Source organism: Bradyrhizobium sp. th-b2 (assembly GCF_000426785.1).
Classification (GTDB): Bacteria; Pseudomonadota; Alphaproteobacteria; order Rhizobiales; family Xanthobacteraceae; genus Bradyrhizobium; species Bradyrhizobium septentrionale.
On record NZ_AUGA01000006.1, the window covers coordinates 262,390 to 287,447 of the forward strand.

At 64.6% G+C, this 25,058-nt stretch carries 24 protein-coding genes; 11 read left to right on the forward strand and 13 right to left on the reverse strand.

The genetic code is table 11. The features are described 5' to 3' along the window. Positions 1-9 precede the first annotated feature (9 nt). The 4 genes from K359_RS0112290 (at position 10) to K359_RS0112310 (ending at position 2,800) form a co-directional block, all read left to right on the forward strand. The gene (locus K359_RS0112290; RefSeq protein ID WP_029079619.1) at positions 10-279 is read left to right on the forward strand and encodes an RNA-binding S4 domain-containing protein; all 270 of its coding nucleotides are present in this window, start codon (positions 10-12) and stop codon (positions 277-279) included. Positions 280-363: 84 nt separating this feature from the next. Beyond that, positions 364-702 carry a ferredoxin FdxA gene (gene fdxA / locus K359_RS0112295; RefSeq protein WP_029079620.1) on the forward strand — a complete coding sequence of 113 codons (339 nt, stop codon included), beginning with the start codon at positions 364-366 and terminating at the stop codon, positions 700-702. 423 nt (positions 703-1,125) lie between these two features. Beyond that, positions 1,126-1,917 carry a CarD family transcriptional regulator gene (locus K359_RS0112300; protein ID WP_084518370.1) on the forward strand — a complete coding sequence of 264 codons (792 nt, stop codon included), beginning with the start codon at positions 1,126-1,128 and terminating at the stop codon, positions 1,915-1,917. A 484-nt stretch (positions 1,918-2,401) separates the two neighbouring features. Further along, entirely contained in the window at positions 2,402-2,800 is a 399-nt protein-coding gene (locus tag K359_RS0112310) for a nuclear transport factor 2 family protein (protein WP_029079623.1), read from the forward strand. A gap of 71 nt (positions 2,801-2,871) precedes the next feature. On the opposite strand, the gene K359_RS0112315 is transcribed toward K359_RS0112310, so the two are convergent. The 7 genes from K359_RS0112315 to cyoA form a co-directional block, all read right to left on the reverse strand. After that, positions 2,872-3,408: a response regulator transcription factor gene (locus K359_RS0112315; protein ID WP_029079624.1), complete on the reverse strand. Its 537-nt coding sequence runs from the start codon at positions 3,406-3,408 to the stop codon at positions 2,872-2,874. After that, positions 3,398-4,726 carry an ATP-binding protein gene (locus K359_RS0112320; RefSeq protein ID WP_371261151.1) on the reverse strand — a complete coding sequence of 443 codons (1,329 nt, stop codon included), beginning with the start codon at positions 4,724-4,726 and terminating at the stop codon, positions 3,398-3,400. The genes K359_RS0112315 and K359_RS0112320 overlap by 11 nt, the downstream gene beginning before the upstream one ends. A gap of 28 nt (positions 4,727-4,754) precedes the next feature. After that, positions 4,755-5,540: an SURF1 family protein gene (locus K359_RS0112325; protein ID WP_035976491.1), complete on the reverse strand. Its 786-nt coding sequence runs from the start codon at positions 5,538-5,540 to the stop codon at positions 4,755-4,757. A gap of 269 nt (positions 5,541-5,809) precedes the next feature. Beyond that, the gene (gene cyoD / locus K359_RS0112330) at positions 5,810-6,202 is read right to left on the reverse strand and encodes a cytochrome o ubiquinol oxidase subunit IV (protein WP_029079627.1); all 393 of its coding nucleotides are present in this window, start codon (positions 6,200-6,202) and stop codon (positions 5,810-5,812) included. After that, positions 6,199-6,828, reverse strand: coding sequence for a cytochrome o ubiquinol oxidase subunit III (cyoC, locus tag K359_RS0112335; protein WP_029079628.1), 630 nt, complete (start codon positions 6,826-6,828; stop codon positions 6,199-6,201). Before cyoC ends, cyoD begins: the two co-directional genes overlap by 4 nt. After that, entirely contained in the window at positions 6,825-8,828 is a 2,004-nt protein-coding gene (gene cyoB / locus K359_RS0112340; protein WP_029079629.1) for a cytochrome o ubiquinol oxidase subunit I, read from the reverse strand. Before cyoB ends, cyoC begins: the two co-directional genes overlap by 4 nt. 10 nt (positions 8,829-8,838) lie before the next feature. Continuing rightward, on the reverse strand, positions 8,839-10,005 hold the full coding sequence (gene cyoA, locus K359_RS0112345) for a ubiquinol oxidase subunit II (protein WP_029079630.1): 1,167 nt from the start codon (positions 10,003-10,005) through the stop codon (positions 8,839-8,841). 244 nt (positions 10,006-10,249) lie between these two features. On the opposite strand from cyoA, the gene K359_RS0112350 reads away from it, so the two are divergent. Beyond that, positions 10,250-11,542: an MFS transporter gene (locus K359_RS0112350; RefSeq protein ID WP_029079631.1), complete on the forward strand. Its 1,293-nt coding sequence runs from the start codon at positions 10,250-10,252 to the stop codon at positions 11,540-11,542. A 183-nt stretch (positions 11,543-11,725) separates the two neighbouring features. Here the strand turns inward: K359_RS0112350 and K359_RS0112355 are convergent, their stop codons facing one another. Beyond that, entirely contained in the window at positions 11,726-12,535 is an 810-nt protein-coding gene (locus tag K359_RS0112355; RefSeq protein WP_029079632.1) for a transporter, read from the reverse strand. Positions 12,536-12,720: 185 nt separating this feature from the next. On the opposite strand from K359_RS0112355, the gene K359_RS0112360 reads away from it, so the two are divergent. Both K359_RS0112360 and K359_RS0112365 read left to right on the forward strand, forming a co-directional pair. After that, positions 12,721-13,104, forward strand: coding sequence for a hypothetical protein (locus K359_RS0112360; protein WP_051346098.1), 384 nt, complete (start codon positions 12,721-12,723; stop codon positions 13,102-13,104). A gap of 85 nt (positions 13,105-13,189) precedes the next feature. Beyond that, entirely contained in the window at positions 13,190-13,591 is a 402-nt protein-coding gene (locus K359_RS0112365; protein WP_051346099.1) for a cytochrome c family protein, read from the forward strand. Positions 13,592-13,753: 162 nt separating this feature from the next. On the opposite strand, the gene K359_RS0112370 is transcribed toward K359_RS0112365, so the two are convergent. Continuing rightward, the gene (locus K359_RS0112370; RefSeq protein WP_051346100.1) at positions 13,754-15,256 is read right to left on the reverse strand and encodes a M48 family metalloprotease; all 1,503 of its coding nucleotides are present in this window, start codon (positions 15,254-15,256) and stop codon (positions 13,754-13,756) included. 54 nt (positions 15,257-15,310) lie between these two features. Beyond that, positions 15,311-16,081 carry a thermonuclease family protein gene (locus tag K359_RS0112375; RefSeq protein ID WP_084518371.1) on the reverse strand — a complete coding sequence of 257 codons (771 nt, stop codon included), beginning with the start codon at positions 16,079-16,081 and terminating at the stop codon, positions 15,311-15,313. A gap of 170 nt (positions 16,082-16,251) precedes the next feature. Between K359_RS0112375 and K359_RS0112380 the strand changes: the two genes are divergently transcribed. From K359_RS0112380 to K359_RS0112395, 4 genes are all read left to right on the forward strand, one after another. Continuing rightward, positions 16,252-17,457: an ABC transporter substrate-binding protein gene (locus K359_RS0112380; RefSeq protein WP_029079637.1), complete on the forward strand. Its 1,206-nt coding sequence runs from the start codon at positions 16,252-16,254 to the stop codon at positions 17,455-17,457. A 121-nt stretch (positions 17,458-17,578) separates the two neighbouring features. Next, entirely contained in the window at positions 17,579-18,373 is a 795-nt protein-coding gene (locus tag K359_RS0112385) for an enoyl-CoA hydratase (protein ID WP_029079638.1), read from the forward strand. Positions 18,374-18,388: 15 nt separating this feature from the next. Further along, positions 18,389-19,144 (forward strand): hypothetical protein, encoded by a 756-nt coding sequence (locus tag K359_RS0112390; RefSeq protein WP_029079639.1) that lies wholly within the window; start codon positions 18,389-18,391, stop codon positions 19,142-19,144. 326 nt (positions 19,145-19,470) lie between these two features. Continuing rightward, entirely contained in the window at positions 19,471-21,582 is a 2,112-nt protein-coding gene (locus K359_RS0112395) for an acetate--CoA ligase family protein (protein WP_029079640.1), read from the forward strand. Between the two features lie 149 nt (positions 21,583-21,731). Here the strand turns inward: K359_RS0112395 and K359_RS0112400 are convergent, their stop codons facing one another. The 3 genes from K359_RS0112400 to K359_RS0112410 are packed head-to-tail and all read right to left on the reverse strand — an operon-like array spanning position 21,732 to position 24,798. Continuing rightward, on the reverse strand, positions 21,732-22,532 hold the full coding sequence (locus K359_RS0112400) for an enoyl-CoA hydratase/isomerase family protein (RefSeq protein WP_029079641.1): 801 nt from the start codon (positions 22,530-22,532) through the stop codon (positions 21,732-21,734). A 19-nt stretch (positions 22,533-22,551) separates the two neighbouring features. Next, positions 22,552-23,712 carry an acyl-CoA dehydrogenase family protein gene (locus K359_RS0112405; RefSeq protein WP_029079642.1) on the reverse strand — a complete coding sequence of 387 codons (1,161 nt, stop codon included), beginning with the start codon at positions 23,710-23,712 and terminating at the stop codon, positions 22,552-22,554. A gap of 18 nt (positions 23,713-23,730) precedes the next feature. Further along, positions 23,731-24,798 (reverse strand): acyl-CoA dehydrogenase family protein, encoded by a 1,068-nt coding sequence (locus K359_RS0112410; RefSeq protein WP_029079643.1) that lies wholly within the window; start codon positions 24,796-24,798, stop codon positions 23,731-23,733. Between the last annotated feature and the right edge of the window lie 260 nt (positions 24,799-25,058).

Sequence of the window (25,058 nt, forward strand, 5' to 3'; positions counted from 1 at the left end):
GTCTGAAGCTTGGATCGACAGCGCCTCGACAAATGGCTGTGGCATGCGCGGGTGGTGAAGGCCCGCACCAGCGCGGCTGAACTTGTCGCATCAGGGCATGTCCGCATCAACGGCACGCGCGAGAAATCGCCGGGCCATGCCGTGAAGCTGGGTGACGTCGTCACCGTCGCGCTCGACAACAGCGTCCGTGTGCTGAAAGTGATCGGCTTTGCCGAACGGCGCGGCGACGCCGCGTCCGCGCGCCTGCTTTGCGAGGATTTGCAAGGAGGCAAGGAATAGCTATTTAGGGCCAGCAATTCCTTGCGGCTCCGGTATTCCTGCGCTACGCAACCCCGGAAAAAGTGGATCGTTTCGGAGTTTTGGATGACCTACGTCGTCACTGAAGCCTGCATTAAGTGCAAATATACCGACTGCGTCGAGGTCTGCCCCGTCGATTGCTTCTACGAGGGCGAGAACATGCTGGTGATCCATCCGGACGAATGCATCGATTGCGGCGTGTGCGAGCCGGAATGCCCGGCTGATGCGATCAAGCCGGACACCGAGCCGGGGCTGGAAAAGTGGCTCGAGGTCAACCGCGACTACGCCAAGAGCTGGCCGAACATCACCCAGAAGAAGGACTCGCCCGAGGACGCCAAGGAGTGGGAAGGCAAGGAAGGCAAGTTCGAGAAATATTTTTCTGCGAATCCGGGCAGCGGCGACTAAGTTCGCCTGTCACCCTCGGGACTACCCCGATAAGGGCGGGCTTGGGGTCGCCGCGGCCCTCCGTCCGGCCCGCCGATTTAACCCTAATGACGGACATCTGACCCGAGCGTCCCCTGTTATGCCCGGAATCGGGCGTAAACCATTGATTTTTGCGGAAAATGTGCTATATTGGGCACATTACAGGCCAAGAACCCCCTGCCATGCGTACCTTGTGGCTTCGAGGTTCCCGCAAACATCGAACAGGGGCGTGGCAGTTTCCGCGCGCAGGCTGTGTCACAGAAAACGCGTAAAAAGAGTGCTTCAAAGACGACGAAAAAAGCCGCTGTCGTTGCCCGCAGCGCAACCAAGGGCCGTGCCAAGGCGCCCGTGAAGGGGGTCAAGAAGGCGGCGGCTGCAAAGTCCTCAAAGAACAAAAGAAGCGTGATGCCAGAAAAGACTGCCAAGACTGCTGCGAAAGCGGCAGCTGCGAAGCCCGCTGCTGCGAAGGCCGCCCCCAAGACTGTTGCTGCTGCGCCGAAGCCGGCTGCCCCGAAGGCTGCCGTCCCCGCCGCTGCTCCGAAGGTTGCCGCCAAGCCGGCCGTCGCGCCGCCCCCCGCAGAGAAGAAGGTCGTGACCCAGCGTCAGGGCTTCAAGGCCAATGAATTCGTGGTCTATCCCGCTCACGGCGTCGGCCAGATCCTGGCGATCGAGGAGCAGGAGATCGCGGGCGCCAAGCTTGAGCTGTTCGTGATCAATTTCATGAAGGACAAGATGACGCTGCGCGTTCCGACGGCGAAGGTCGCCAATGTCGGCATGCGCAAGCTGTCGGAGCCGGCGCTGGTCAAGAAGGCACTGGAGACGCTGAAGGGCCGCGCCCGCGTTAAGCGCACCATGTGGTCGCGCCGCGCCCAGGAATACGAAGCGAAGATCAACTCGGGCGACATCGTCGCGATCGCCGAGGTGGTCCGCGATCTCTATCGTTCTGAATCGCAGCCCGAGCAGTCCTACAGCGAGCGCCAGCTCTATGAAGCGGCGCTCGACCGTCTATCGCGCGAAATCGCGGTCGTGCAGCACTCGACCGAGACCGAGGCGATCAAGGAGATCGAAGGCCAACTCGCCAAGAGCCCGCGCCGCGGCGCCAAGGCCGAAGCCGAGGGTGAAGGCGAGGGCGATGCCGACGGTGAGGATCTCGACAGCGATGGCGACGATACCAGCGTCGCCGACGAAGCCGCCTAAGCAGCGCTGCAAGGTTTCAGATCAAAAGCCCGGTCACAAGACCGGGCTTTTTGTTTGCGCGGCGCGCGTTGCAACGCCACCGAAGTAAACGGCAACGCTGCGTCCACGCGGCTCTCTATTCGTAGTCCGGATGAAGCGAAGCGAAATCCGGGGCCGCTCGATCCGCAGATACTTCACCCGCTGCTTCTCGAGCTTGCGCGCGAGCGTACGGCGGTGCATGCCGAAGCGGCGATGTCGGTGTGCTGCAATCGGTCTCGATCAGGATCCGGTGGATGCGTTCCATTTCAGCCCCCGATCGAGGTGAGGCGCGCGAAACCTCCGGATGCCAAACGGCTCGAAAGCCACGTAAACGATCCTGACCAGAATCGTCTTGAGTTGTTTCACGGATGACGACGGCAATCGGTGCCCGGCATGCTATGCTGGCCGCCCTGCCGTTATTGGATCGACGTTAAGATGACCCAACAATTTGCAGAGGAGAAATCCGATGGCATCCAATGTTGAGGCAACCAGGAAGGGCTATGAGGCCTTTCAACGTGGTGACATTCCAGCGCTCATCAGGGATCTGATCGATGACGACTGCACGTGGATAACCCCAGGTCCCCAGGATAAATTGCCTTGGGCGGGGACCTTCAGGGGAAAGCAGCAGATTGCAAACTTCTTCGTCCAGGTCGGCGAGAATTTGGAATTCAGCGAGTTTGCTCCGCGTGAGATGATCGAGCAGGGCGACACCGTCGTGGTCTTGGGCACACTCACGGCGCGGGCAAAGAGAACAGGCAAGACCGTAACGAACGAATGGGCCCACGTTTTCAAGTACCGCGACGGAAAGGCGGTCCGTTTTCAGGAGTACATCGACACTGCGGCTGATGTTGCCGCGATGTCGTGACGGAGCGAGGGGCGGCCGGCTGAATCAGGCGCGCATTCGCGTGTCTCGTTGGCGTCACCCGCCTCTATCGGCTACTTCACCCGCTGCTTCTCGAGCTTGCGCGCCAGCGTCCGGCGGTGCATGCCGAGGCGGCGGGCGGCTTCGGAGATGTTGAAGTCGGTCTCGATCAGCGTCTGGTGGATGCGCTCCCATTCCAGCGTCTTGATCGAGGTCGGCCGCGCGCCGACTTCGATGGCGGCGTTGCCTTGCGCTTTAAGGAATGCGGCCTCGATGTCGTCGGTGTTCGACGGTTTTGCCAGATAGTGGCAGGCGCCGAGCTTGATCGCCTCCACTGCGGTCGCGATGCTGGCGAACCCGGTCAGCACGACGATCAGCATCTCCGGATCATGCGCGTGCAGCGCTTCGACGCAGGCGAGACCGGAGGCGCCACCGGCGAGCTTCAGGTCGACCACGGCATAGCCGGGCGATTGTACTTCCAGGAGATGCCGGACCTCGTCGAGCGAGGCCGATACCGCGACGCCGTAGCCGCGGCGCTCGAACGAGCGCTTCAGTGTGCGGGCAAAGCCTGCGTCGTCCTCGACGATCAGGAGCTGGCGTTCATCCGTCAAGATGGTCTCCGATCGCGAGCGTCGAGAGCGGCAGCTCGAGCCTGACCGCGGCGCCGATGTCCGGCCGGTTGCGCGCCGTCACCACGCCGCCCAGCTTGCGCACCACGTTGCCGACCAGGAACAGGCCAAGGCCGCTGCCGGGGCTGCCCTTGGTCGATTGATACGGCTTGCCGACATGCGCCAGCATCTCGCGCGAGAAGCCGGGGCCGCGATCGATCACTGACAGCACCAGCCTGTCGCGATCGCGCTCTGCCGTCAGCTCGATCCAGTCGCGCGAGACCTCGGCGGCATTGTCGAGCACGTTGAAGATCGCCTGCTTGAGTGCGATGTCGGAGACGATCGGCAGATCGGCCCCGAAGGCGTTGCGGAAATACAGCGTGGCCGACGGCCGCGACGTCCGCCATTCCTCGACCAGCGCCGACAGGAATGCGGCGACCGTGGTCGGCGAGGAGCCTTCGCCGCGGGCCTCGCCGGCCGACAGCAGAATGCCGGTGACGATCGTCTTGCAGCGCTGCACCGAGATCTCCATCTCGCCGAGGTCTTGCGACAGCTCGGGATCGGAGGCGAGCGCGGGCATCCGGCGCCAGTCACCCAGGATGACCGAGAGCGAAGCGAGCGGCGTGCCGAGCTCGTGCGCGGCGCCGGAGGCCAGCAGCCCCATCCGGACGATATGGTCCTGTTCGGCCGCGTGCTGGCGCAGCGCCGCGAGGCGGAGGTCGCGGTCCCGCAGGTTGCGGTTGATCCGCGTCATGAACACCACGAGCAGCACGGCGTCGAGCACGAGGCCGATGAAGGTGCCGACGATATGGAGGTTGAACGCATCGGCAAAGCCCTGCTGCGGCAGCTCCAGCGGCCGGTAGTAGCTGGTCAGCCAGGCGAAGTTCATGCACACCAGCGCCACCAGCGACCAGGTGGAGGGGGCGTCGAGCAGCACCGCGCCAAGCGTGACCTGCAGCAGATAGAGCGACGTGAAGGGATTGGTGGCGCCGCCGCTGAGATAGAGCAGGACGGTGAGCGCAGCAACGTCGAGCGTCAGCGCGATCAGGAGCTCGCGGTTGTTGATGTCGGCGCGGTAGCGCAGCCACAGCAGGCTGACGAGATTGAGCGCCACCAGCCCCGAGATCACGGCGGCCATCGGCATCAGCGGAAGCGCGACGCCCATCCAGAACTGCACGAAGCCGATGGTCGCGATCTGGCCGATCACCGCGATCCAGCGCAGCTGGACCAGCAGGGCCATGTTCTTGCGGTTGGTGGCGAGGTCGGCGGGGGCTGCGAGATCGAACGGCATGCCGGCGGCCGCGCTCACGGCGGACGGCATCACCGCCGTGCCGGTCGCGGCCTCTTCGTCATGCGGATCCGATGTGCGCTCGAGCATCTGGGCCTGTGTCGCGAGACAGATTGCGGGCTACGCCGATCAGGCGGCGCACGGCGGCGCGCCTTGAGTCCCACCTTGGATCGGCGCCGGCGCGACCCCTGCCGCTGATGATGCGCAGGAGCGCGCCCGCCAGCATAATGGCCAGCGCGAACCATGTCAGCGCGTAAATCAGGTGGTTGTTTGGAAACCGCACGATCGTAAGCCCGCCGACCGGAGTGCCGCCCGGATTGGGCGTCGCATCGGCATCGATGAAGAAGGGGGCGGTCTGCGACAATCCATGGTTGGCGGCGATCGCGGCGACGTCGCGCGAATACCAGCGGCCAGATGCGGGGTCATTGTTGCGCAGGAAACCGCCCTTCGGCTCCGACATCCGCAACAAGCCGGTGACGCTGACGGTGCCCTGCGGCTCGCCGTCGCGCCGTGTCGTGGGATCGCGCCGCTCAGGCGGCACAAAGCCGCGATTGACCAGCACCGTGGTTCCGTCAGCCATGCGCAGCGGGGTCAGCACCCAGAAGCCTGGACCGTCTGATGTCACGGCCTGCACCAGCGTCTCGTCGGCATTGAGGAAAGTGCCGCGCACGGTGACGCGGCGGTATTCGTCGCTCGCGGCGGTGACCGCCGGCCATGACGACGGGGGCGGCGGCGCTGTCGACGCCGCATGCATGCGCTGCTCGACCCGCTCGATCAGCGCCAGCTTCCAGGTCCTGCGTTCGACCTGCCAGACCCCGAGCGCAATCAGCAGCACCACACCCAGCATGCCGAGCGTGAGCAGTGAATAGCGACGGAGAGTCGAACTGCGGCCGCGCCGGGACTGCACCCCCTCTCCCGCTTGCGGGGGAGGGCTGGGGTGGAGGTGTCGCCGCGAGTCGGTAGGATCATTTTGCGGAGAAAGCCCCCACCCGGATCGCATCTTACGATGCGACATAGCCGAAGCTTTGCTTCGGCGTTCTTCAGAGACGGCCGCCGACGGCGGCCTACGCTCCCCCGCAAGCGGGAGAGGTGAAGTCGGATGAGGAGCCTCCGCCGTCACGGCATCTGGCTCATGTCGTGCAGGGGCATCATGTTGACGTTCAGATGATGCATGACCCACAGCGAGCCGGTCAGCGCGATCACCACCATGATCACGGTGAAGATCAGCGCCATCATGGTCCAGCCGTTCTCGGACCGTGTGTTCATGTGCAGGAAGTACACCATGTGCACGACGATCTGCACCGCGGCCAGCACCAGCACGATCAGAGCCGTGATCGCCTTGTCCGCGATCGTGCCGGTCATCACCAGCCAGAACGGCACCGCCGTGAGGATCACCGAGAGGCCGAAGCCGATCAGATAGGTCTTGAGCGAGCCATGGGCGGCGCCATCGTGGGCGTGGTGACCGTGATCGCCGGCGCCGGAGTGCAGGGCGTGAGAGTCTGTTGTCATCGCAGCATTCCCAGGAGGTAGACGAAGGTGAAGACGCCGATCCAGACCACGTCGAGGAAGTGCCAGAACATCGAGAGGCACATCAGCCGGCGCCGGTTGGCTTCGGTCAGGCCGAAACGCGCGGTCTGCACCATCAGCGTCACCAGCCAGACCAGGCCGAAGGTGACGTGCAGGCCGTGGGTGCCGACCAGTGTGAAGAACGACGACAGGAACGCGCTACGCTGCGGCGTCGCGCCCTCATGGATCATGTGCGCGAACTCGGTGAGCTCGATGCCGAGGAAGGCGAGGCCGAACAGTCCGGTGATCGCAAGCCAGATCTGCGTCGCGCCGATCCGCGATTTCTCCATCGTCAGCATGGCAAAGCCATAGGTGATCGAGGAGAGCAGCAGCATCGTGGTGTTGAGCGCGACCAGCTTGAGGTCGAACAGGTCCTTCGGCGCCGGACCGGCGGCATAGTTGCCGCCGAGCACGCCATAGGTCGCAAACAGCATCGCGAAGATGAGGCAGTCGCTCATCAGGTAGATCCAGAAGCCCAGCATGGTGCTGGCCCCTTCCGGATGTGCGTGCTCGTCGATGACGTGAAAGATCGGTTCGGAGCTTTGGGTGGAGACGGTAGCAACGGTCATGGCTGGGCTCCCGCGGCGAGAACGCGCGTCCGCGCGTCTTCGGCCCGCACCACCTCATCCGCCGGGATGTGGAAGTCGCGGTGATAGTTGAAGGTGTGGCCGATCGCGACCGCGAGCAGCGCAATGAAGCTGATGGCGGCGAGCCACCAGATGTACCAGATCAGGCCGAACCCCATCACTGTCGCCAGTCCGGCGAGGATGATGCCGGTGCCGGTGTTGGACGGCATGTGGATCGGCTTGAAGCCGGTCAGCGGGCGCCTGTAGCCGCGGCGCTTCATGTCCCACCAGGCGTCGTTGTCGTAGATCACAGGCGTGAAGGCGAAATTGTAGTCCGGCGGCGGCGACGAGGTCGCCCATTCCAGCGTGCGCGCGTTCCAGGGATCGCCGGTGGTGTCCTTCAGCTGTTCGCGTCTGAGAATGCTGACCGCGAACTGCACCAGCATCGCGCCGATGCCGAGCAGGATCAGGAAGGCGCCGAAGGCCGCGATGACGAACCAGATCTGCAGGGACGGATCGTCGAACACGCGAAGCCGTCTCGTCACGCCCATCAGGCCGAGCACGTAGAGCGGCATGAAGGCGAAGTAGAAGCCCGAGACCCAGAACCAGAACGACAGCTTGCCCCAGAACGGATCGAGTCTGAAGCCGAACGCCTTCGGGAACCAGTAGTTGATGCCGGCGAACAGGCCGAACAGCACGCCGCCGATGATCACGTTGTGGAAATGCGCGATCAGGAACAGGCTGTTATGCAGCACGAAATCGGCCGGCGGCACCGCGAGCAGCACGCCGGTCATGCCGCCGATCACGAAGGTCAGCATGAACGCCACCGTCCACATCATCGGCAGCTCGAAGCGGATGCGGCCGCGATACATCGTGAACAGCCAGTTGAACATCTTCGCGCCCGTCGGGATCGAGATGATCATGGTGGTGATGCCGAAGAACGAGTTCACGCTGGCGCCGGAGCCCATCGTGAAGAAGTGGTGCAGCCAGACCAGGTAGGACAGGATGGTGATGACGACCGTGGCGTAGACCATCGAGGTGTAGCCGAACAGCCGCTTGCCGGAGAACGTCGCGGTCACCTCGGAGAAGATGCCGAACGCCGGCAGCACCAGGATGTAGACCTCGGGGTGGCCCCAGATCCAGATCAGGTTCACGTACATCATCGGGTTGCCGCCGAAGTCGTTCGTGAAGAAATTGGTGCCGACGTAGCGGTCGAGCGACAGCAGCGCCAGCACCGCGGTTAGCACCGGGAAGGAGGCGACGATCAGGACGTTGGTGCAGAGCGAGGTCCAGGTGAACACCGGCATCTTCATCATCGTCATGCCTGGTGCGCGCAGCTTGACGATGGTGCAGACCAAATTGATGCCCGATAGCGTCGTGCCGACGCCGGCGACCTGCAGTCCCCATATGTAATAATCGACGCCGACGTCGGGACTGTAGCCGATGTTCGACAGCGGCGGGTAGGCGAGCCAGCCGGTGCGGGCGAATTCGCCGACGAACAGCGACATCATCACCAGCACGGCGCCGCCGACCGTCATCCAGAAGCTGAAATTGTTGAGGAACGGGAAGGAGACGTCGCGGGCGCCGATCTGCAGCGGCACCACATAGTTCATCAGGCCGGTCACCAGCGGCATCGCCACGAAGAAGATCATGATCACGCCATGCGCGGTGAAGATCTGGTCGTAGTGATGGGCCGGGAGATAGCCGTCGGAGCCGTTGAAGGCGACCGCCTGCTGCAGCCGCATCATCAGCGCATCCGCAAAGCCGCGCAGCAGCATCACAATGCCGAGGATCATGTACATGATGCCGATGCGCTTGTGGTCGACGGTGGTGAACCACTCGCTCCACAGATAGCCCCAGAGCCGGAAGTAGGTGACGAGCGCGAACAGCGCGAGGCCGCCGGTCGCAACCACCGCGAAGGTGCCGACCAGGATCGGCTCATGGAACGGCAGCGCTTCCAGATTGAGGCGGCCGAAGATCATCTTGATGAGATCGGGATTCATGCGGCGCTCCTCAGGAGTCTGATTTCGGGCGCTGGCCGAGCAGCAAAGACGTCGATGACGGATGGGCGGGCGAGAACGGCGGCCGCTTCAGCCCGACGCCGCGCAGTGGCGTCAGGTCGAGCGGCGCGAGAACGTCACGCGATGGCGCATCCTTGATCTCGTCCATCGAGCAGATGCCGGCGACGAAGGTCGGCTCAGTGCCGAGCGGCGCGCCGCGGCGGGCGTATTTGTCGTAAGTCAGCGGCAGGGTGTTGTTGAGGCCTTCGCGGCCGAGCCCGCCCTTGGCGTCGATCGCCATCATCTCGCTCATGCACATCTTGCCCGGCTCGACGCACATGTTGAGGATCGCCTTGTAGAGATCGCGATCGACGGTGCCATAGAGCCGCACCGGATCGTTCTGGCTCGGACGCTCGAGCTGCAGATAGTCGGTGCGGCCGAGCATGTTGGTGCTGGCCTTGGCGTTGGCGACCCACTTGTCGAAGCCTTGGGACGACAGGCTCTTGAAGTCGAAATGCATGCCGGAGAAGCCGGCACCGCTGTAGTTGGCGGAGAAGCCGCGGAAGGTGCCCTCCTGGTTGGCGACCGCGTGCAGCTTAGTCTCCATGCCCGGCATCGCGTAGATCTGGCCGGCGAGGGCGGGGATGTAGAACGAGTTCATCACGGAAGATGCCGTGATGCGGAAGCGGATCGGGCGGTCGATCGGAGCTGCGAGCTCGTTGACGGCGGCGACGCCGTAATCCGGGTAGATGAACAGCCACTTCCAGTCGAGCGCGACCACCTCGACATTGAGCGGGGCGTCCTTGCTCTCGATCGGCTTGTCGGCGGCGATGCGGCCGAGCGAGCGGTAGGGATCGAGCAGATGCGTGCCCATCCAGGTCAGCGCGCCGAGGCAGATGATGATGAGTAGCGGCGCTGACCAGATCACCAGCTCGAGCTGGGTCGAGTGACCCCAGTCCGGCTCGTACGATGCTTCGGTATTGGATTGCCGGTAGCGCCAGGCGAAGAAGATGGTCAGCGCCATCACCGGAAGCACGATCACGAGCATCAGGATGGTGGAGATCACGACGAGGTCGCGCTGCTGCGCGGCGATGTCGCCGGCAGGCGCCAGGACGACGAAATCGCACCCGCCAAGGAACGCCGCGAACGGCAATAAGGCCAGTAATTTCAAGGCGCGCACGGCTCACCCCGCTAGAATTTCATGAGTTCCGCCAACGGGTAGCTGCGATGCAGCAAAGTTGACATTGGACAATTTGTCCAATGTTGCACTGCGGGATAGGAGGTCAGAAGGTGAAGTGGACCGCGTGGCAAATTCTGCTCGTGGCCTCATCTTGTTTGAGCATGATCTGTTCGGAAAACCGGTTTCCACTTTTCCGGATCATGCTCCAAAGGACGGTTCTCCGGCGATGGCACAAGCCCCAGCAATGGCTCACGGCACCCCGACGGCATCAGGCCACGGGCAGGCGAAACCCGGCGAAATCGCCATCGGCGTCATCATCGGACGCACCTCGGAATTCTTCGACTTCTTTGTCTATGCAATCGCCTCGGTGATCGTGTTCCCGAAGCTGGTCTTCCCGTTCGTCAATGAACTGACCGGCACGCTCTATTCGTTCGGGATCTTCGCGCTGGCTTTCGCCGCGCGGCCGCTCGGCACCGTCATCTTCATGGCGGTCGACCGCCGCCACGGCAAGGGCGCCAAGCTCGTCATCGCGCTGTTGCTGCTCGGCACCGCCACGGTCGCGATCGCCTTCCTGCCTGGCTACGACACGATCGGCGTCGCGGCGATCTGGCTATTGGCTGCCGCGCGGCTCGCGCAGGGCATCGCCTGGGGCGGCGCGTGGGACGGTCTCGCCTCGCTGCTCGCGATGAATTCGCCGCCGAATCGCCGCGGCTGGTATGCGATGGTGCCGCAACTCGGCGCGCCGCTCGGGCTGATCGTGGCGAGCGCGCTGTTCGCGTTCTTCGCCGGCAACCTCTCGGCGGATGATTTCTTCGATTGGGGCTGGCGCTATCCGTTCTTCGTCGCCTTCGCCATCAACGTGGTGGCACTGTTCGCGCGGCTGCGCATGGTGGCGACCGATGAATATTCCGAGCTGTTCGAAAGCCGCGATCTCGAGCCGGCGCGGGTCGGCGAAACCATCAAGCAGGAGGGCCGCCACATCCTGCTCGGCGCGTTTGCGCCGCTGGCGAGCTTTGCCCTGTTCCACATGGTTACGGTGTTTCCGCTGTCCTGGGTGTTCCTGTTCACCAAGGAAAGCCCGGTGCGCTTCCTGATCATCGAGATGATCGGCGCCGCTGTCGGCGTCGTCGCGATCATCGCCTCCGGCATGATCGCCGACCGCGTCGGCCGCAAGCCGCTGCTGCTCGGATCGGCGGTCGCGATCGCTGTCTACAGCGGCTTCGCCCCGCAGCTGCTCGATGCCGGCGCGGTCGGCGAGACGGTCTACATGGTGCTCGGCTTCGTGCTGCTGGGCCTGTCGTTCGGCCAGTCGTCGGGCGCGATCGCCTCGAGCTTCGCGCGGACCTATCGCTACACGGCCTCGGCGCTGACCTCGGATTTCGCCTGGCTGTTCGGCGCCGGCTTTGCGCCACTCGCAGCGCTGCTGCTGGCGACCCATTTCGGCCTGATCTCGGCCGGTGCCTATCTTCTGTCGGGCGCGGTGTGGACGCTGCTGGCGCTGTGGCTCAGCGGCCTGCGCGAAGCCGAAGTTAATTAGCACGCAGCCCTGTCTTCTCCTTCCCCCTGAAAGGGGGAGGGTCGGGATGGGGGTCAGCCGCAGGCGACGCTGCAAGCGGGAGAGCAGATCCCCACCCGCTTTGCTCTGGCGAGCAAAGCGACCTCCCCTTTTCAAGGGGAGGTGGAAGCGCCGCGCGGATTGAGATGGGCCTATCACCCATCGTCATCGGAACAGTCCGTCGACGCGGAACGAATACCCCGCACCGACGATATAGTTCGGCGAGTTGCGGTTGAGCCCGAACGCGACATGGAGGTCGACCTGCTGGGTCGGCGTGATCCGGTAGAGACCGCCGGAATTGATCAGCTGGGTCGGCCGCGCGCCGTCGGGATAGTCGCCGACATATTCAGTGAACACGCTGATCCGCTCGGTCAGCTTCTTCTCGATCACGAAGGTCGCTTCCGACATGTGCCGTCCCGTCAGCTCGGCGGGACGGAAGAATTCCGTGAACATGCCGCTGACGCCCCAGCCGTCATGCAGCTCCCAGGACCATGGCAGCTGGATGTAGGGCTGCGCGCCGCGCCCGGCGATTTCGGCCGCACCGGTCGGCAGCGCGACGCCGGCGGTGAGTGAGAGGTCGATCTTCCCCGGCACCGGGCTGATCTGCCATTTGATCCCGGGCGCCACGTCGGAAAATCCCGAGGCGCCGGGCGACTTCAGCGTGCCGGTATAGCTCGGCAGGTCGATCAGCACTTCGAGGCAGGGCGCGATGCCGAGCCGCCAGCGGCTGTTGCTGCCGTCGATGCTGCGGCCACTGTTGCGGCCGGTCAGGTTGACGCCGTTCTCGTTCTGCAAGCTCCCGACCGGCACGACGATACTCGAATTGGTTACGTCGGGCCGGTCGGTCGCAATTTCGTCGCTCGCCTTGGGACAGCCGTCCGCGCGCGCGGCGGTGGCTGCTGCGAGTGTGAGCGCAGCAAGCGCGCACCCGAGTTGGGCAAGTCGAGCGACGGCGCCGCACCGGTTGGGAAACACTGGGGATGCTCCTGTCGCGCGGCGCGCTGCGGAGGTGGCAGCTTGGAATAGATCGGCCGATGACGCGGATATTCCTCGCAGACGGGAAAAAACTTCAACAAGACGTGCTGATGTCAGCGATCAATGCGGCTGGCGTCCTGCGCCATTGTGCGGCAAGCTTGGGCTGCCGATCGAGGCGGCACGGCATGACCGCTCGAACGCCACGCGGATATCGCGCACCGATTGCCATTGGCGCTCTGCTGCTGGGTCTGCTGGACCCATCGGGGGTCTTTGCCCGCGGGGGCAGCTTTCCGCGCGATGACCCCTGGAACGCGGAGCGCATCGACAATCTGCCGCCCGATATCCGCAATGCGGTCCTGCATATGTGCGGGTCGCGGCCCAATGCCGGGCACTATTTCGCGACCTATCTCGACAACGCCCGCGTGGTCAGGCTGCACTTCGAGCACTTCAATTGCGAGGGCGCGCAGCAATTGCACCACCGCACCGATGGCTGCCTGCATCAGGAATACGCCCGCTCGGGCGCGCATTATCATCTGACCCGCAATTACGTCGGCCGCTGCGAGGATTGAAGGAACCCGCCCGCAGGCGGAATTTCAGGGAATAGAATGGCAGGGTGGCTGCTCCTGTTGTGGTGGCAAACAGGAGCCCCATGGAATGACTATTCGTTCGATCGCAGGCGCCATCGCGCCGCGGCACGCCAAAATCGCCGCGATGGCGGCGATTGCGCTTGTACTCGCCCTCAACAGCGCCCGGGCGGCGGGAGATCCGGCGCGCGGCGCCACGCTGTACCAGGGCTGCGGCGATTGCCATTCGATCGAGAAGAACGACGTCGGCCCGATGCACAAGGGTGTCGTCGGCCGCCTCGCCGGCTCGGTCGCAGGCTACAATTACTCGCCGGCGCTGAAGGACTCGAAGATCGTGTGGACCGAGGCGAATCTCGACAAATGGCTGACCGGTCCGGACGCCATGGTTCCGGGCACCAAGATGTTCTACGAGGTTCAGGATCCGAAGGATCGCGCCGACATCATCGCCTTCTTGAAGGAGAAGGCGAAATAGCGCGTTCTCTCTCTACGTCGTCCCTGCGAAGCAGGGACCCATAACCAAAGGAAGATGGTGTTAGGGCGCGCTGTTGGCCCCAACTTTTTCCATCAATCGATAACGGTGGTTATGGGTCCCGGCGTTCGCCGGGACGACGGTGGTGAGGGTGCGTGCACGGCCTCAATCCACCACGATCTTGACGCGGTCGCGCGGCTTCACCTGGGCGTGGGAATCGAGTCCGTTGAGCACGCGGAAGCGCTCGGCCGGATGATCGATGCCGGCCATGCGGTGCGACAGCGATTCCACGGTATCGCCGGGCTGCACGTTGATGACCTTGATGCGCAGCGGGCGCGCGGCCTGGATCTCGTCGAGCGTCAGGCGGCGGAACGAGCTGACGGTCTCGCGCGCGTTACGCTCGCTCTCGGTGGATTTCTGCTTGGCGGCGAAGATGAAGCGATAGACGTCGCTGCCGAAGCGCAGCGCGTAGACCTTGAACTGCCACTGGTCGCCATGCGCGGTGGCCGATGCCGCCGGAAAGCCATTGATGTTGAGGTCCTCGGTCGAGGACTTCTCGACGCCTTCCATCCAGCCGGAGTTCAGATAGTCGCCGAGCGACTGCTCGGCCGGTACCCGCACCACATCGAAGCGCATCGCCTGGCTGCCGCCCTCGCGGACGCCGATCACCGCCTGCGCGGTGTTGTCGAGCGTGAAATTGTCGGGCGCGGTGAAGGTGAAGCCGAGCTTGGGATGCAGGAAGCGGCGGCCGCGCACAAACCCCTCGCTGGGGTCCTCGCCATAGACGATGTTATCGATCGCGGCGAGATAGGTCTCGCGGTCGCGCTCGTTGTTTTCGGGCGACGAGTATTGCCGCGCGGTGGTCTGCGCATTGGCGATGCGCTCAGGCGTCGCCGGATGCGACGAGGTGAAGTCCTGCGCGCGCGGATCGAGCGCGGTCTTGCCGACCTTGAGCGCGGCATTGCGCTCCATCGCGGTCAGGAAGCGCGCCGCGCCGTAGGGATCGAAATGTGCGCGCGCGGCGATCCCGACGCCGATGCCGTCGGCCTCGAACTCCTGCTGCCGCGAGAAGCTCGCCATTGTCAGCTTGGTCTTGGCGAGCGCCAGCGCCGTGAGATCGGGGTCGCTGCTCATGTCGGTGACGACGCGCGTCACGACCGCGGCCTGGCGCGCCTGGTCCTCGCGCATCGCGGCGTGCTTGGCCAGCACATGCGCCATTTCGTGGCTCAGCACCGAGGAGAGCTCGGAAGTGTCGCTGGCGAGCGCGATCAGGCCGCGCGTGACGTAGAGCTGGCCGGTCGGCAGCGCGAAGGCGTTGACCGCGCCGGAATTGAGGATCGTGACCTTGTAGGCCTGGTCGGGCCGTTCGGACGCGGCGACCAACTGATCGACGGTCTTGCTGATCAGGGCCTCGAGCTTCGGATCGTCATAGGCGCCGCCATAGGACGACAGGATGCGCTCATGCTCGCGTTCGCTGTTGGGCGTCTGCTGCACCACGCGGTTCGGCTTCACCGGCGCCGCCGCTGCGGTCGGGGGGGCCTGCTCGAAACGGCCGACATTGCCGATATTGCCGCAGGCCGAGAGCGTCAGGGCCGCGCAGACGAGCGCCGGCGCAGCCCAAAGACGGCGGCCAGTCCCCTCTTCACGCCGTCCTGCGTGCTCAATCACGTCAAATACCCACAAATTGTCCCATGAACCGGCCGGGGCATGGCCTCCTGGCCCCTAGTTCCCGCCGAGCACTTCAAGCTGCCCCACCCGGAGCAATTCGATTCGCGGCCCACGTCGTGCTTCCACCCAGCCTCGAACACGAATCCTACGATTTTCCAGAGACTTGGGCGCAAGCCCGGCAGCCTCGAACGCAGGGACTATGCGCCTTGAAATAGTCGCAGCAAAGTCCCGAGTCCAGTTTCGGCCGAAATTCAGATAGGTCGTCGCGCCAGCCTGACGCACGGACAAAACCCTGCCCTCGACCACTGTAAAACGCCCGATCCCGGTCAAAATATCGTCGGAACTTTCGGCGTTTTTTATGACGCTGGACTCGGCCCAGGTTCCCGATCGGGCGGTCCTCGCCTCGGCCTCCGCCGCCATCAGGGCCGCGGCGCAGTCCTTGTCGGCGATCCCTGAAGACACCAGAGCGAGGCCACGGCGCAGCAATTCACCCTGCACGGGCATCTCTTGGCCTTCGAGGAAAGCATAGGCCGGCTGCCGGCCATAGCGGTCCGGCGTGTCGTCCTGTCCGCGCAGCGTCACGTCGCGGCCGAGCAGCAGCGCCGACAGCGCGGCGGTGGCCTTCGTCCTGTCCGCCACCTCGATGCCGGCAAGCTTGACCTCACGGCCGTCGTCGAGCCGGAAGCTGCGCGCATCGATTACTGCCGCAACACGGCCCTCGCCCTGAATCTCGAAACTGCATCCGGCCGCGTGACTTGCGCCGCAAGCAAGCAGCGTCGTGCACGCGAGCAGGGTGCTGCGAGCTAGCGTCGACAGAATCTGCATCGATAGAATCTGCACGGCTCGATCTTCGCACATCTTGACCATTCCGTTCAGCGGAAAACACGTGTCAGCTCCGCGGCTTGCCGCTGTGCATGGCATGCGGCATGATCCCGCGCGCGTGAAACGGACCGGCCGCGACGGAATGAGGTCCGTGCTTCAAGGGGAGGGTGTGAATGAGACGAGTTTTGGCCGGCGTGTTGGCCTGTGTGTTTGCGATCTCGGCGAATGCGTCGCTGGCGCAGGACAAGCCTCCGCTGAAGCTCGGCGGCATCCTCGATATGTCGAGCCTCTATGCCGACATCACCGGCTCGGGCAGCGAAACCGCGGCCAAGATGGCGGTGGAGGATTTCGGCGGCACGGTGCTCGGCCGCAAGGTCGAGATCGTGGTCGGCGACCATCTCAACAAGGCCGACCTTGCCGCCAACATCGCCCGCGACATGATCGACAACCAGGGTGTCGAGATGATCTTTGACGTCGCGGCGTCAGCGACGGCGCTTGCCGCCGGCGAGATCGCCAAGGCGCGCGGCAAGATCATCATGTTCAACGGCCCGGGCTCGATCCGCCTCTCCAACGAGGCCTGCGGCCCCTATACCGTGCACTATGTGTTCGATACCTTTGCGCAGGCCAATGTGACCGGCCTTGCCGCGGTGAAATCCGGCCTCGACACCTGGTTCTTCCTGACCGCGGACTACGCCTTCGGCCAGGACCTGGAAAAGGACACCAGCAATGTCGTGGTGAAGTCGGGCGGCAAGGTGCTCGGCAACGTGCGGCATCCGATCAACACCTCGGACTTCTCCTCCTTCCTGCTGCAGGCGCAGGCTTCCAAGGCCAAGGTGATCGGGCTCGCCAATGCCGGCGGCGACACCATCAACGCGATCAAGCAGGCGGCGGAATTCGGCCTCACCAAGACCGGCCAGAAGCTGTCGCCGCTCTTGGCCTTCGTCACCGACATCGACAGCGTCGGGCTCGACACCGCGCAAGGCCTGCTGCTGGCGGAAGCGTTCTATTGGGACCTCAATGACGACACCCGCGCGTTCTCAAAACGCTTCATGGAGCGCGTCAAGCGGGTGCCGACCTCGGCGCAGGCCGGCGTCTATTCCTCGGTGACGCATTACCTGAAGGCGGTGAAGGCCGCCGGCACCACCGATGCGGCCGCCGTCATGAAGGTGATGAAGGAGACCCCGATCAACGACATGTTCGCCAAGAACGGCCGGATTCGCGAGGACGGCCGCATGGTACACGACATGTACCTGTTCGAGGTCAAGAAGCCCTCGGAATCGAAGGGGCGCTGGGACGATTACAAGCTGCTCGCGACGGTGCCGGGTGACCAGGCGTTCCAGCCGCTCGCCGACTCGCGCTGCCCGCTAGTGAAGAAGTGACGCGAAGCGTCATCCCGGGGCGATGCGTAGCATCGAACCCGGGATCTCGAGGTTCCGGGTCTGGTGCTTACGCACCATCCCGGAACGACGGATTCAAAACAACAACGAAAGGCAAAACGCCATGAGCGACAATCAGATGGTTCTCCAATCCCTCGAGCATGGCCTGCTCACCATCACCATGAACCGGCCGGAGCGGCGCAATGCGCTCAATCCGGACATGACGCGCGGCCTTGTCGAGGCGGCGCGGCGTGCGCAGGACGATATCGAGGTGCGCGCGGTGCTGATCCGGGGCGCCGGCGGCACCTTCTGCGTCGGCGGCGACGTCAAGTCGATGGCCGAAGGCCGCGCGCCGCTGCCGTTCGAGGCCAAGATGGCAAACTTGCGCCGCGGCATGGAGGTCTCGCGCATCCTGCACACGATGCCGAAGCCGGTGGTGGCGCAGCTCGACGGCGCGGCGGCCGGCGCCGGGCTCTCGATCGCGCTGTCCTGCGATCTCCGCGTCGCCAGCGCCTCCTGCAAGATCACCACCGCCTTTGCCAAGGTCGGTTTCTCCGGCGATTACGGCGGCACCTATTTCCTGACCAAGATGCTCGGCAGTGCGAAAGCGCGCGAGCTCTATCTGATGTCGCCGGTGCTGTCGGCGCAGGAGGCGTACAATCTCGGCATGGTCTCCAAGGTGGTGCCCGATGCCGATATCGAGGCCGAGGCGCTGGAACTCGCGCGATCGCTGGCGCAGGGACCGTCGGTGACGCTCGGCTACATCAAGCGCAACATCAACAATGCCGAGACGATGACGCTGGAGGCCTGCTTCGACGGCGAGGCGATCCATCACACCCGCACCGGCGACACCGCCGACCACAAGGAAGCGGCCAAGGCCTTCGTCGAGAAGCGCAAGCCCACCTTCCAAGGTCAGTAAGCCGTGACCAATCACATGGCCGAGTACATGCGGCTGCGGCAGATCTGCCTGGTGGCACCGCAGCTTGCGCCCGTGATCGCGGACATCTCCGCGATCATGGGCCTCGATGTCTGTTACCGCGACGGCAACGTCGCCAAATACGGGCTCGAGAACGCGCTGCTGCCGGTCGATACCATCCTGCTGGAAGTGGTCGCGCCGTTCCAGCCGGGGCCCGGCACGGCGGCCGGCCGCTTCATCGAGAAGACCGGCGGCCGCGGCGGCTACATGGCGATCTTCTGCTGCGAGGATCCCGATGCGCGCGGCGTAAAGGCCAATGCGATGGGCGTGCGCACCGCGAACGTGATCACGCACGCGCCCTATCACGGGGTGCAGCTGCACCCGCGCGACTGCCGTGCCGCCTTCATCGAGTTCAACCACACCGACGGCAGCGACGACGTCCTGGGCCCATATCCGCCGGCCGGCCCGGACTGGCAGAAATCGATCCGCAGGGACACGACGGTGGCACTGACCGAGGTCGAGATGCAGAGCCCCGAGCCGCAGGGGTTGGCGGAGCATTGGGGCAAGATCGTCGGCTTTCCCGCCAGCGGCACCGTGGTGAAGCTGCCGAATGCGACCTTCCGCTTCGTCAAAGGCGACAGCGAGATCATGAGCGGGTTGACGTTCAAGGTCGCCGACAAGGCGAAGGTACTGGACGCCTCGAAAGCCAGGGGCTGCGCGGTGGCGGGGGATGAGTTCCTGCTCTGCGGCGTGACGTTCAAGCTGACGGCGTAGTCCACCGTCATTGCGAGGAGCTCGCGACAGAATTGCAAAGCAATTTTGCGCTGAAGCGACGAAGCAATCCATTGTTTCCGCAAGTGGAGGGTTGGATTGCTTCGCTTCGCTCGCAATGACCGCTACAGATCATTTTTCCGTCATCCTGAGGAGCGCGCAGCGCGTCTCGAAGGATGCACGGCCCGGCCGCGGCCGTCGATCCTTCGAGACGGCCGCGTTGCGGCCTCCTCAGGATGACGGAGAACGACTGTCGGTTGTTTGGAGAGATTGAGCTGACGGCAACGATCCAATATCGTTGAGCGCAATAACAACAATCGGAACGCCCCATGCCGCATCCGCTCGATTCCTTCTTCGCCCCAAAGAGCATCGCGCTGATCGGCGCCTCGCGCGATCACGAGAAGATTCCCGGGCGGCTGCTCGCGATGCTGCGCAAGAACGGCTATCCGGGCGCGCTCTATCCGATCAATCCGAACTATGACGAGATCGACGGCCTAAAATGCTTCAAGTCGGTCGCCGAGATCGGCGCGCCGATCGACCTCGCCGTCATCGTCATTCCGGCCCGTGCGGTGCTGCCGGCGCTGGAGCAGTGCGCCTCCGTCGGCGTCAGGAACGCGGTCATCATCTCGTCCGGCTTTGCCGAGGAGGGCGGCGACAGCGCTGACATGCAGGACGCGATCGTGGCGCTGGCGAAGCGAACCGGGATGCGGATCTCCGGTCCGAACGCGGAAGGATTCTACAGCCAGGCGCAGAAGGTCGCCGCGACCTTCAGCCCAACCGTCGACGTCAAGCCGGATGCGCCTGATCTGGTGGCGAGCCAGCGGCGGATCGGCATCGTCGCGCAGAGCGGCGGCATCGGCTTTGCGATCTATCATCGCGCCAAGGCGCTCGGCGTAGCCCTTAGCTATGTCGTCAGCGCCGGCAATGAGAGCGATCTCGGCGCCGGCGAGTTCCTCGACTATATGGTGCAGGATGCCTCGACCGACGTGATCCTGTTGTTCATCGAGGGCATCCGTGACGTCGACAATTTTTTGACCGCGGCGAAGCGCGCGGCAGAGCTCAGGAAGCCCGTGATCGTCACCAAGGTCGGCCGCTCCGGCGCGGGCGAGCGCGCGGCCGCGTCGCATACTGCGAGCATGGCGGGCTGGTCGGCGGCCTATGACGCGGTGTTCGCGAAGTATGGCTTCATCGTCTCCAACGATCTCGACGAGGCCGTGACCATCGCCGCGGTTCTGGCCACCAACCCGCTGCCGAAGGGCGACCGCGTCGCGGTGCTGACGGTATCAGGCGGCGCCGGCATCTGGGGCGCCGACACCGTGTCGATGCAGGGCCTGCGCGTGCCGGAGCTTTCGATCGCGATCCAGAACCAGATCAAGCAATGGATGCCGTCCTACGGCGCGGCCGGCAATCCCGTCGACGTCACCGCGCAGGGCGTCTCCTCCGGCGGACTGCAGAAGAGCATCGCGCTGTTCGACGCCTCCGACGAGGTCGATGCGACCTTGGTCGTGCTGTCGCTGTCGAGCGAGACGCGGATGCCGTTCAAGGAGGCCGAGCTGAAGCCGTTGATCGCGGCGCAGAACAAGCCGGTGGTGTTCTATTCCTACACGCTGCCGTCGTATTTCGCGCGGCAGGAGCTGGCGAAATCGGGCGTGGTGGTGCTGTCGGGGCTGACCCATGTCGGCGTCGCGATGCGGCGGCTGGCGGACTATGCCGCCTTCAAGCCCGCGCCGGAGACGGCGGCATCTGCGTCGCAGATGCACGATCTTTCCGCGCATCTCAGGTCGAAGACGCTCTCCGAACATGACAGCAAGTCGCTGCTGCGCGCCGCCGGCATCGCGCTACCGGACGAGGTGCTGGTGACCGATCGCGACGGGCTCGACGCCGCGATCGAGCGCGCCGGATTTCCGCTTGTCATGAAGATCCAGTCGCCCGCGATCGCGCACAAGAGCGAGGTCGGCGGCGTCCGCGTCAACATCGCCGCCAAGGGCGCGGCGTTCACGGCCTATCGCGACATGCTGGAAAGCGTGCAGAAGCAACGGCCCGACGCTGCGATCCAGGGCGTGCTGGTCGGGCCGATGGCGAAGAAGGGCGTCGAGATCATCGTCGGCACCATGACGGACGCGACCTTCGGGCCGATGGCGATGGTGGGCCTCGGCGGCATCACCACCGAATTGTTCAAGGACGTGGTCTATCGCCCGGCGCCGGTGAGCCCGGCGGAAGCGACCACGATGCTGGAGACGCTAAAGGCCGCGCCGCTGCTGCACGGCTTCCGCGGCGCGCCGAAAGCGGATGTCGCAGCCCTTGCGCGCTTGATCTCGCAGATTTCGGTGCTGGCAGCGCAGCATGCAAGCGAGATTGCCGAGATCGAGGTCAATCCCGTGCTGGTGCATCCGGAGGGGCAGGGCGTGACGATCGTGGATGCGCTGGCGGTGCCGAAATAATTCACTGTCGTCCCGGCGAAGGCCGGGACCCATTACCACCGAACGGTGGTGGAGGAAGAAGGCAACGCCGCGTGTGCCTTTTGCGTGGGCCGCGGCGTATGGGTCCCGGCCTTCGCCGGGACGACGTGTTGAGAGCGCCGCGCCTGGCCTCACCGCCCCCTGAAGTTCGCGACGCGGCGTTCGGCGGTGGCCTTGACGCCTTCCTTGAAGTCTTCGGTCGCGCGCAGCTTGGTTTGCTCTTCCAGCTCATGGTTGGTCGCGGCGAGCACGCGGTCGGCGAGGCCGGCGCGCATGGTGGCGCGGGTTGACACCAGGCCGAGCGGCGAGCATTCGGCGATCTCCTGCGCGAGCTTCATCGCTTCAGCGCGCACCTGATCCTGCGGCACCAGCACGTTGGCGAGGCCCCAGCGATAGGCCTCCTCGCCGGTGACGCGGCGGCTGGTGTAGAACATCAGCTCGGCATTGTTCTTGCCGATCAGCTCCGGCAGCGTGGTGGTGAGGCCGAAGCCCGGATGGAAGCCGAGCTTGGTGAAGTTCGCCGAGAAACGCGCCTCGGGGCAGGCGACGCGGAAGTCGGCGGAGACCGCAAGCCCAAGCCCGCCGCCGATCGCGGCGCCATGGATCGCCGCGACGATCGGCTTCTTGTTGCGGAAGATGCGCACCGCCTGAACGTAGAGATGGTTGATCGGCAGGTTCGAGGCCGGATCGCTCTTGGCGCGCTCTTCCTGTTCCTGGCGGGAGGGATCGCCAAAATTGGCGCCGGCGCAGAACGCCTTGCCTTGCGCGGCCAGCACCGAGGCGCGGATCTCGATATTATTGTCGATTTCCTCCAGCGCGTCAGCGATCTGGTTGATCAGCGCGACATCGAAGAAGTTCAGCGGCGGCTTGCGGATTTCGATCAGGCCGACATGCCCGTGGGTCTCGACGCCGATATCCGTGTATTTGGTCATTGATCTGTCCTCGTTGAATTTAGCGCAGGCCCAAGCCGCGGGCGATGATGCCGCGCAGCACCTCGGTGGTGCCGCCCTGGATCGTCAGCTTGGGCGCGGTCTTGATGGCGAAATCGAGCTGCTTTTCCAGCGTCTCGCGGTTGGTCGCGGTTTCCTCGACGAAGGCCGCGAGATCGCGCACGCGATGCGGCAGCTGCTGCTCCCACACCGTGCCGATGTCCTTGACGATGGAGGCCTCCACCACCGGCTCCTTGCCGGCCTGCAGCATGCCGGCGACCGACACCGACATGCGGCGCATGGTGTGGACCTGCGCCACCAGGCGGCCGATGCCCTCGGCGCTGCGGGTGTCCGGGTGCTTGCCGACGGCACGCACCAGTTCGGTGAGCACGTAATAGGTTTCGAGGAAGCGCTCGGGGCCGGAGCGCTCATAGGCGAGCTCGGATGTCGCCTGCTTCCAGGCGCCGTCGACCTCGCCTAGCACGTGATCGTCGGGCACGAAGTAGTCGGTGAACACCACCTCGTTGAACTCGAACTGGCCGGTGATCTGGCCGATCGGGTTCACCTGGATGCCCGGCTGCTTCATCTTGACCAGGAACTGGGTCAGGCCGTGACGGCGGTTTTCCTTGGTCGGTGGCGACGTGCGGAAAATCGCGATCATGTAGTCGGCGATGTGCGCCGACGAGGTCCAGATCTTGGTGCCGTTGATCAGATAGCCGCCGTCGGTCTTGGTCGCGCGCGTCTTCGCCGCGAACAGATCGGAGCCGGAGTTCGGCTCGCTCATGCCGATCGCAAAACAGACCTCGCCGCGGCAGATCCGCGGCAGGATGTCCATCTTGATGTGCTCGGGCGCGTATTTCAAAAGCACCGGCCCGCTCTGGCGGTCGGCGACGAAGAAGCGCCGGGTCGGCGCATTCGCCACCCGCATTTCCTCGGTCACCACATAACGTTCGAGGAACGAACGCTCCTGGCCGCCATATTTCTTCGGCCAGGTCATGCCGAGCCAGCCCTTGGCGCCGACGCGGCGGGAGAATTCCGGCGCGTCATTGTCCTCGCGGTTCGGCGCGTGCGGATCGAAGGTGCCGGCGGCGATCTCCTCGGCGAGGAAGGCACGCACCTCCTTGCGGAGCTGCTCGCATTTTTCCGGCAGGCGGATCGGATCGAAACGAAGGGCTGCGGTCATGATGTCTCTGTCCTGATCTCAGCGCGAAGCCACCAGCGGCCACAATTCATCGGCGCCCCTGATGGCGACGAGCTTGCCGAGCTCGACCGCCCAGTAGCTCTCCGAGCCGAAATCGTCACGCCAGGCCAGCGCACGCAATGAATAGCGGTGCAGGATGTGCTCGTTGGTGAAGCCGATCGCGCCGTGCACCTGGTGCGCGATGCCGCTGCCTTTCTCAGCTGCTTCCGAGCAGCGGATCTTTGCGGAGGCCGCTTCGAGAAACACCGCGTCATTGTTCAGCGAGTTCGCGCTGGCGATGGTGTCGGCCGCCGAGGTCGCGGCGGCCAGCGCCGCGGCGGACTCGCCGGCGAGACGGGCGAGGTTGTGCTGCACCGCCTGGAATTTCGAGATCTTCTTCTCGAAGGCGACGCGCTCGTTGGAATAGCGCACGGAGATGTCGAGCATCGCCTCCAGTGCGCCAGCGATCTGAAGGCTGCGCACTACGCCGCCCATCAGCATCAGCGTGGTCTGGTCGAAACCCTTGGGCGCTGGCCTGGTCGTGGTCGGCTGCACCTTGTCGAGCGTAACGGTGTCGTTGTGATCGCCGCCAAGTCCGATGCCGGATTCGATCCGGCATTTTGCGGCATCGACCAGCGCGATCGAGATGCCGCCATTGCCGCTTGCCAGCACCGCGAAATGCTTTGCGTCCTTGGCGAACGGCACGCCGCGGGCGCGGCCGGAGAGCGAGCCGTCGGCGTTGAGCGTGACGCGGTCCTTCGGGCTTGCCGGCAGCACCGTCATCTCGCCTTCGGGAGAGGCGACCTTGGCTTGCGTCAGCAGCCAGCCGGCCAGCATTGTTTCGGCCAGCGGAACAGCGATCGCATGCCGTCCGGCGACGTTGAGGACGCTGAAACCTTCGGCGAGGCTGGCGCCGGAACCGCCGAGATCGTCGGGCACCCAGGACAGCGGCAGGCCGGCTTCGGTCAGCGCCTGCCACAGCGGCGCCTTCCATGCGCCCTGCTTGTCGTGATTGATGGTCTGGGCATCCGCGAGATCGGCGAAAATCTTCTCCGCGGTCTCGGCGACGATGTTCTCACTCTCCGCCACAGCGTTCCTCGTGTTGATTGGCTTGGGGCCAGCCATCAGGCAGGCCCTGCTTGCGGTGTTGTCTTGCGCTCAATGATGCTGAAAAGCCATAGCCGTGACAAGCGTTGCCCGCAGGGCCACTTGCGCAGACGGCATGAAGCTGGACCGGGTGCATGAATTCCGCATAGTGGACTTTGGACCGCCTCGGTTTGTATGCCAGGCGCGGGCGCAAACTGGCCGGCGCCATCGGTTCAGTCCGCCAGATGAAACTGGATCGCCTT

What these genes read in the sequence shown, in the direction of transcription:
- fdxA (WP_029079620.1), top strand. Translation starts at nt 364, where the DNA reads ATGACCTACGTCGTCACTGAAGCCTGCATTAAGTGCAAATATACCGAC.
- K359_RS0112300 (WP_084518370.1), top strand. Translation starts at nt 1,126, where the DNA reads ATGCCAGAAAAGACTGCCAAGACTGCTGCGAAAGCGGCAGCTGCGAAG.
- K359_RS0112310 (WP_029079623.1), top strand. Translation starts at nt 2,402, where the DNA reads ATGGCATCCAATGTTGAGGCAACCAGGAAGGGCTATGAGGCCTTTCAA.
- K359_RS0112320 (WP_371261151.1), bottom strand. Translation starts at nt 4,726, where the DNA reads ATGCCGTCCGCCGTGAGCGCGGCCGCCGGCATGCCGTTCGATCTCGCA.
- K359_RS0112325 (WP_035976491.1), bottom strand. Translation starts at nt 5,540, where the DNA reads ATGCTGGGTGTGGTGCTGCTGATTGCGCTCGGGGTCTGGCAGGTCGAA.
- cyoD (WP_029079627.1), bottom strand. Translation starts at nt 6,202, where the DNA reads ATGACAACAGACTCTCACGCCCTGCACTCCGGCGCCGGCGATCACGGT.
- cyoC (WP_029079628.1), bottom strand. Translation starts at nt 6,828, where the DNA reads ATGACCGTTGCTACCGTCTCCACCCAAAGCTCCGAACCGATCTTTCAC.
- cyoB (WP_029079629.1), bottom strand. Translation starts at nt 8,828, where the DNA reads ATGAATCCCGATCTCATCAAGATGATCTTCGGCCGCCTCAATCTGGAA.
- K359_RS0112350 (WP_029079631.1), top strand. Translation starts at nt 10,250, where the DNA reads ATGGCTCACGGCACCCCGACGGCATCAGGCCACGGGCAGGCGAAACCC.
- K359_RS0112360 (WP_051346098.1), top strand. Translation starts at nt 12,721, where the DNA reads ATGACCGCTCGAACGCCACGCGGATATCGCGCACCGATTGCCATTGGC.
- K359_RS0112365 (WP_051346099.1), top strand. Translation starts at nt 13,190, where the DNA reads ATGACTATTCGTTCGATCGCAGGCGCCATCGCGCCGCGGCACGCCAAA.
- K359_RS0112375 (WP_084518371.1), bottom strand. Translation starts at nt 16,081, where the DNA reads ATGCAGATTCTGTCGACGCTAGCTCGCAGCACCCTGCTCGCGTGCACG.
- K359_RS0112380 (WP_029079637.1), top strand. Translation starts at nt 16,252, where the DNA reads ATGAGACGAGTTTTGGCCGGCGTGTTGGCCTGTGTGTTTGCGATCTCG.
- K359_RS0112385 (WP_029079638.1), top strand. Translation starts at nt 17,579, where the DNA reads ATGAGCGACAATCAGATGGTTCTCCAATCCCTCGAGCATGGCCTGCTC.
- K359_RS0112390 (WP_029079639.1), top strand. Translation starts at nt 18,389, where the DNA reads ATGGCCGAGTACATGCGGCTGCGGCAGATCTGCCTGGTGGCACCGCAG.
- K359_RS0112395 (WP_029079640.1), top strand. Translation starts at nt 19,471, where the DNA reads ATGCCGCATCCGCTCGATTCCTTCTTCGCCCCAAAGAGCATCGCGCTG.
- K359_RS0112400 (WP_029079641.1), bottom strand. Translation starts at nt 22,532, where the DNA reads ATGACCAAATACACGGATATCGGCGTCGAGACCCACGGGCATGTCGGC.
- K359_RS0112405 (WP_029079642.1), bottom strand. Translation starts at nt 23,712, where the DNA reads ATGACCGCAGCCCTTCGTTTCGATCCGATCCGCCTGCCGGAAAAATGC.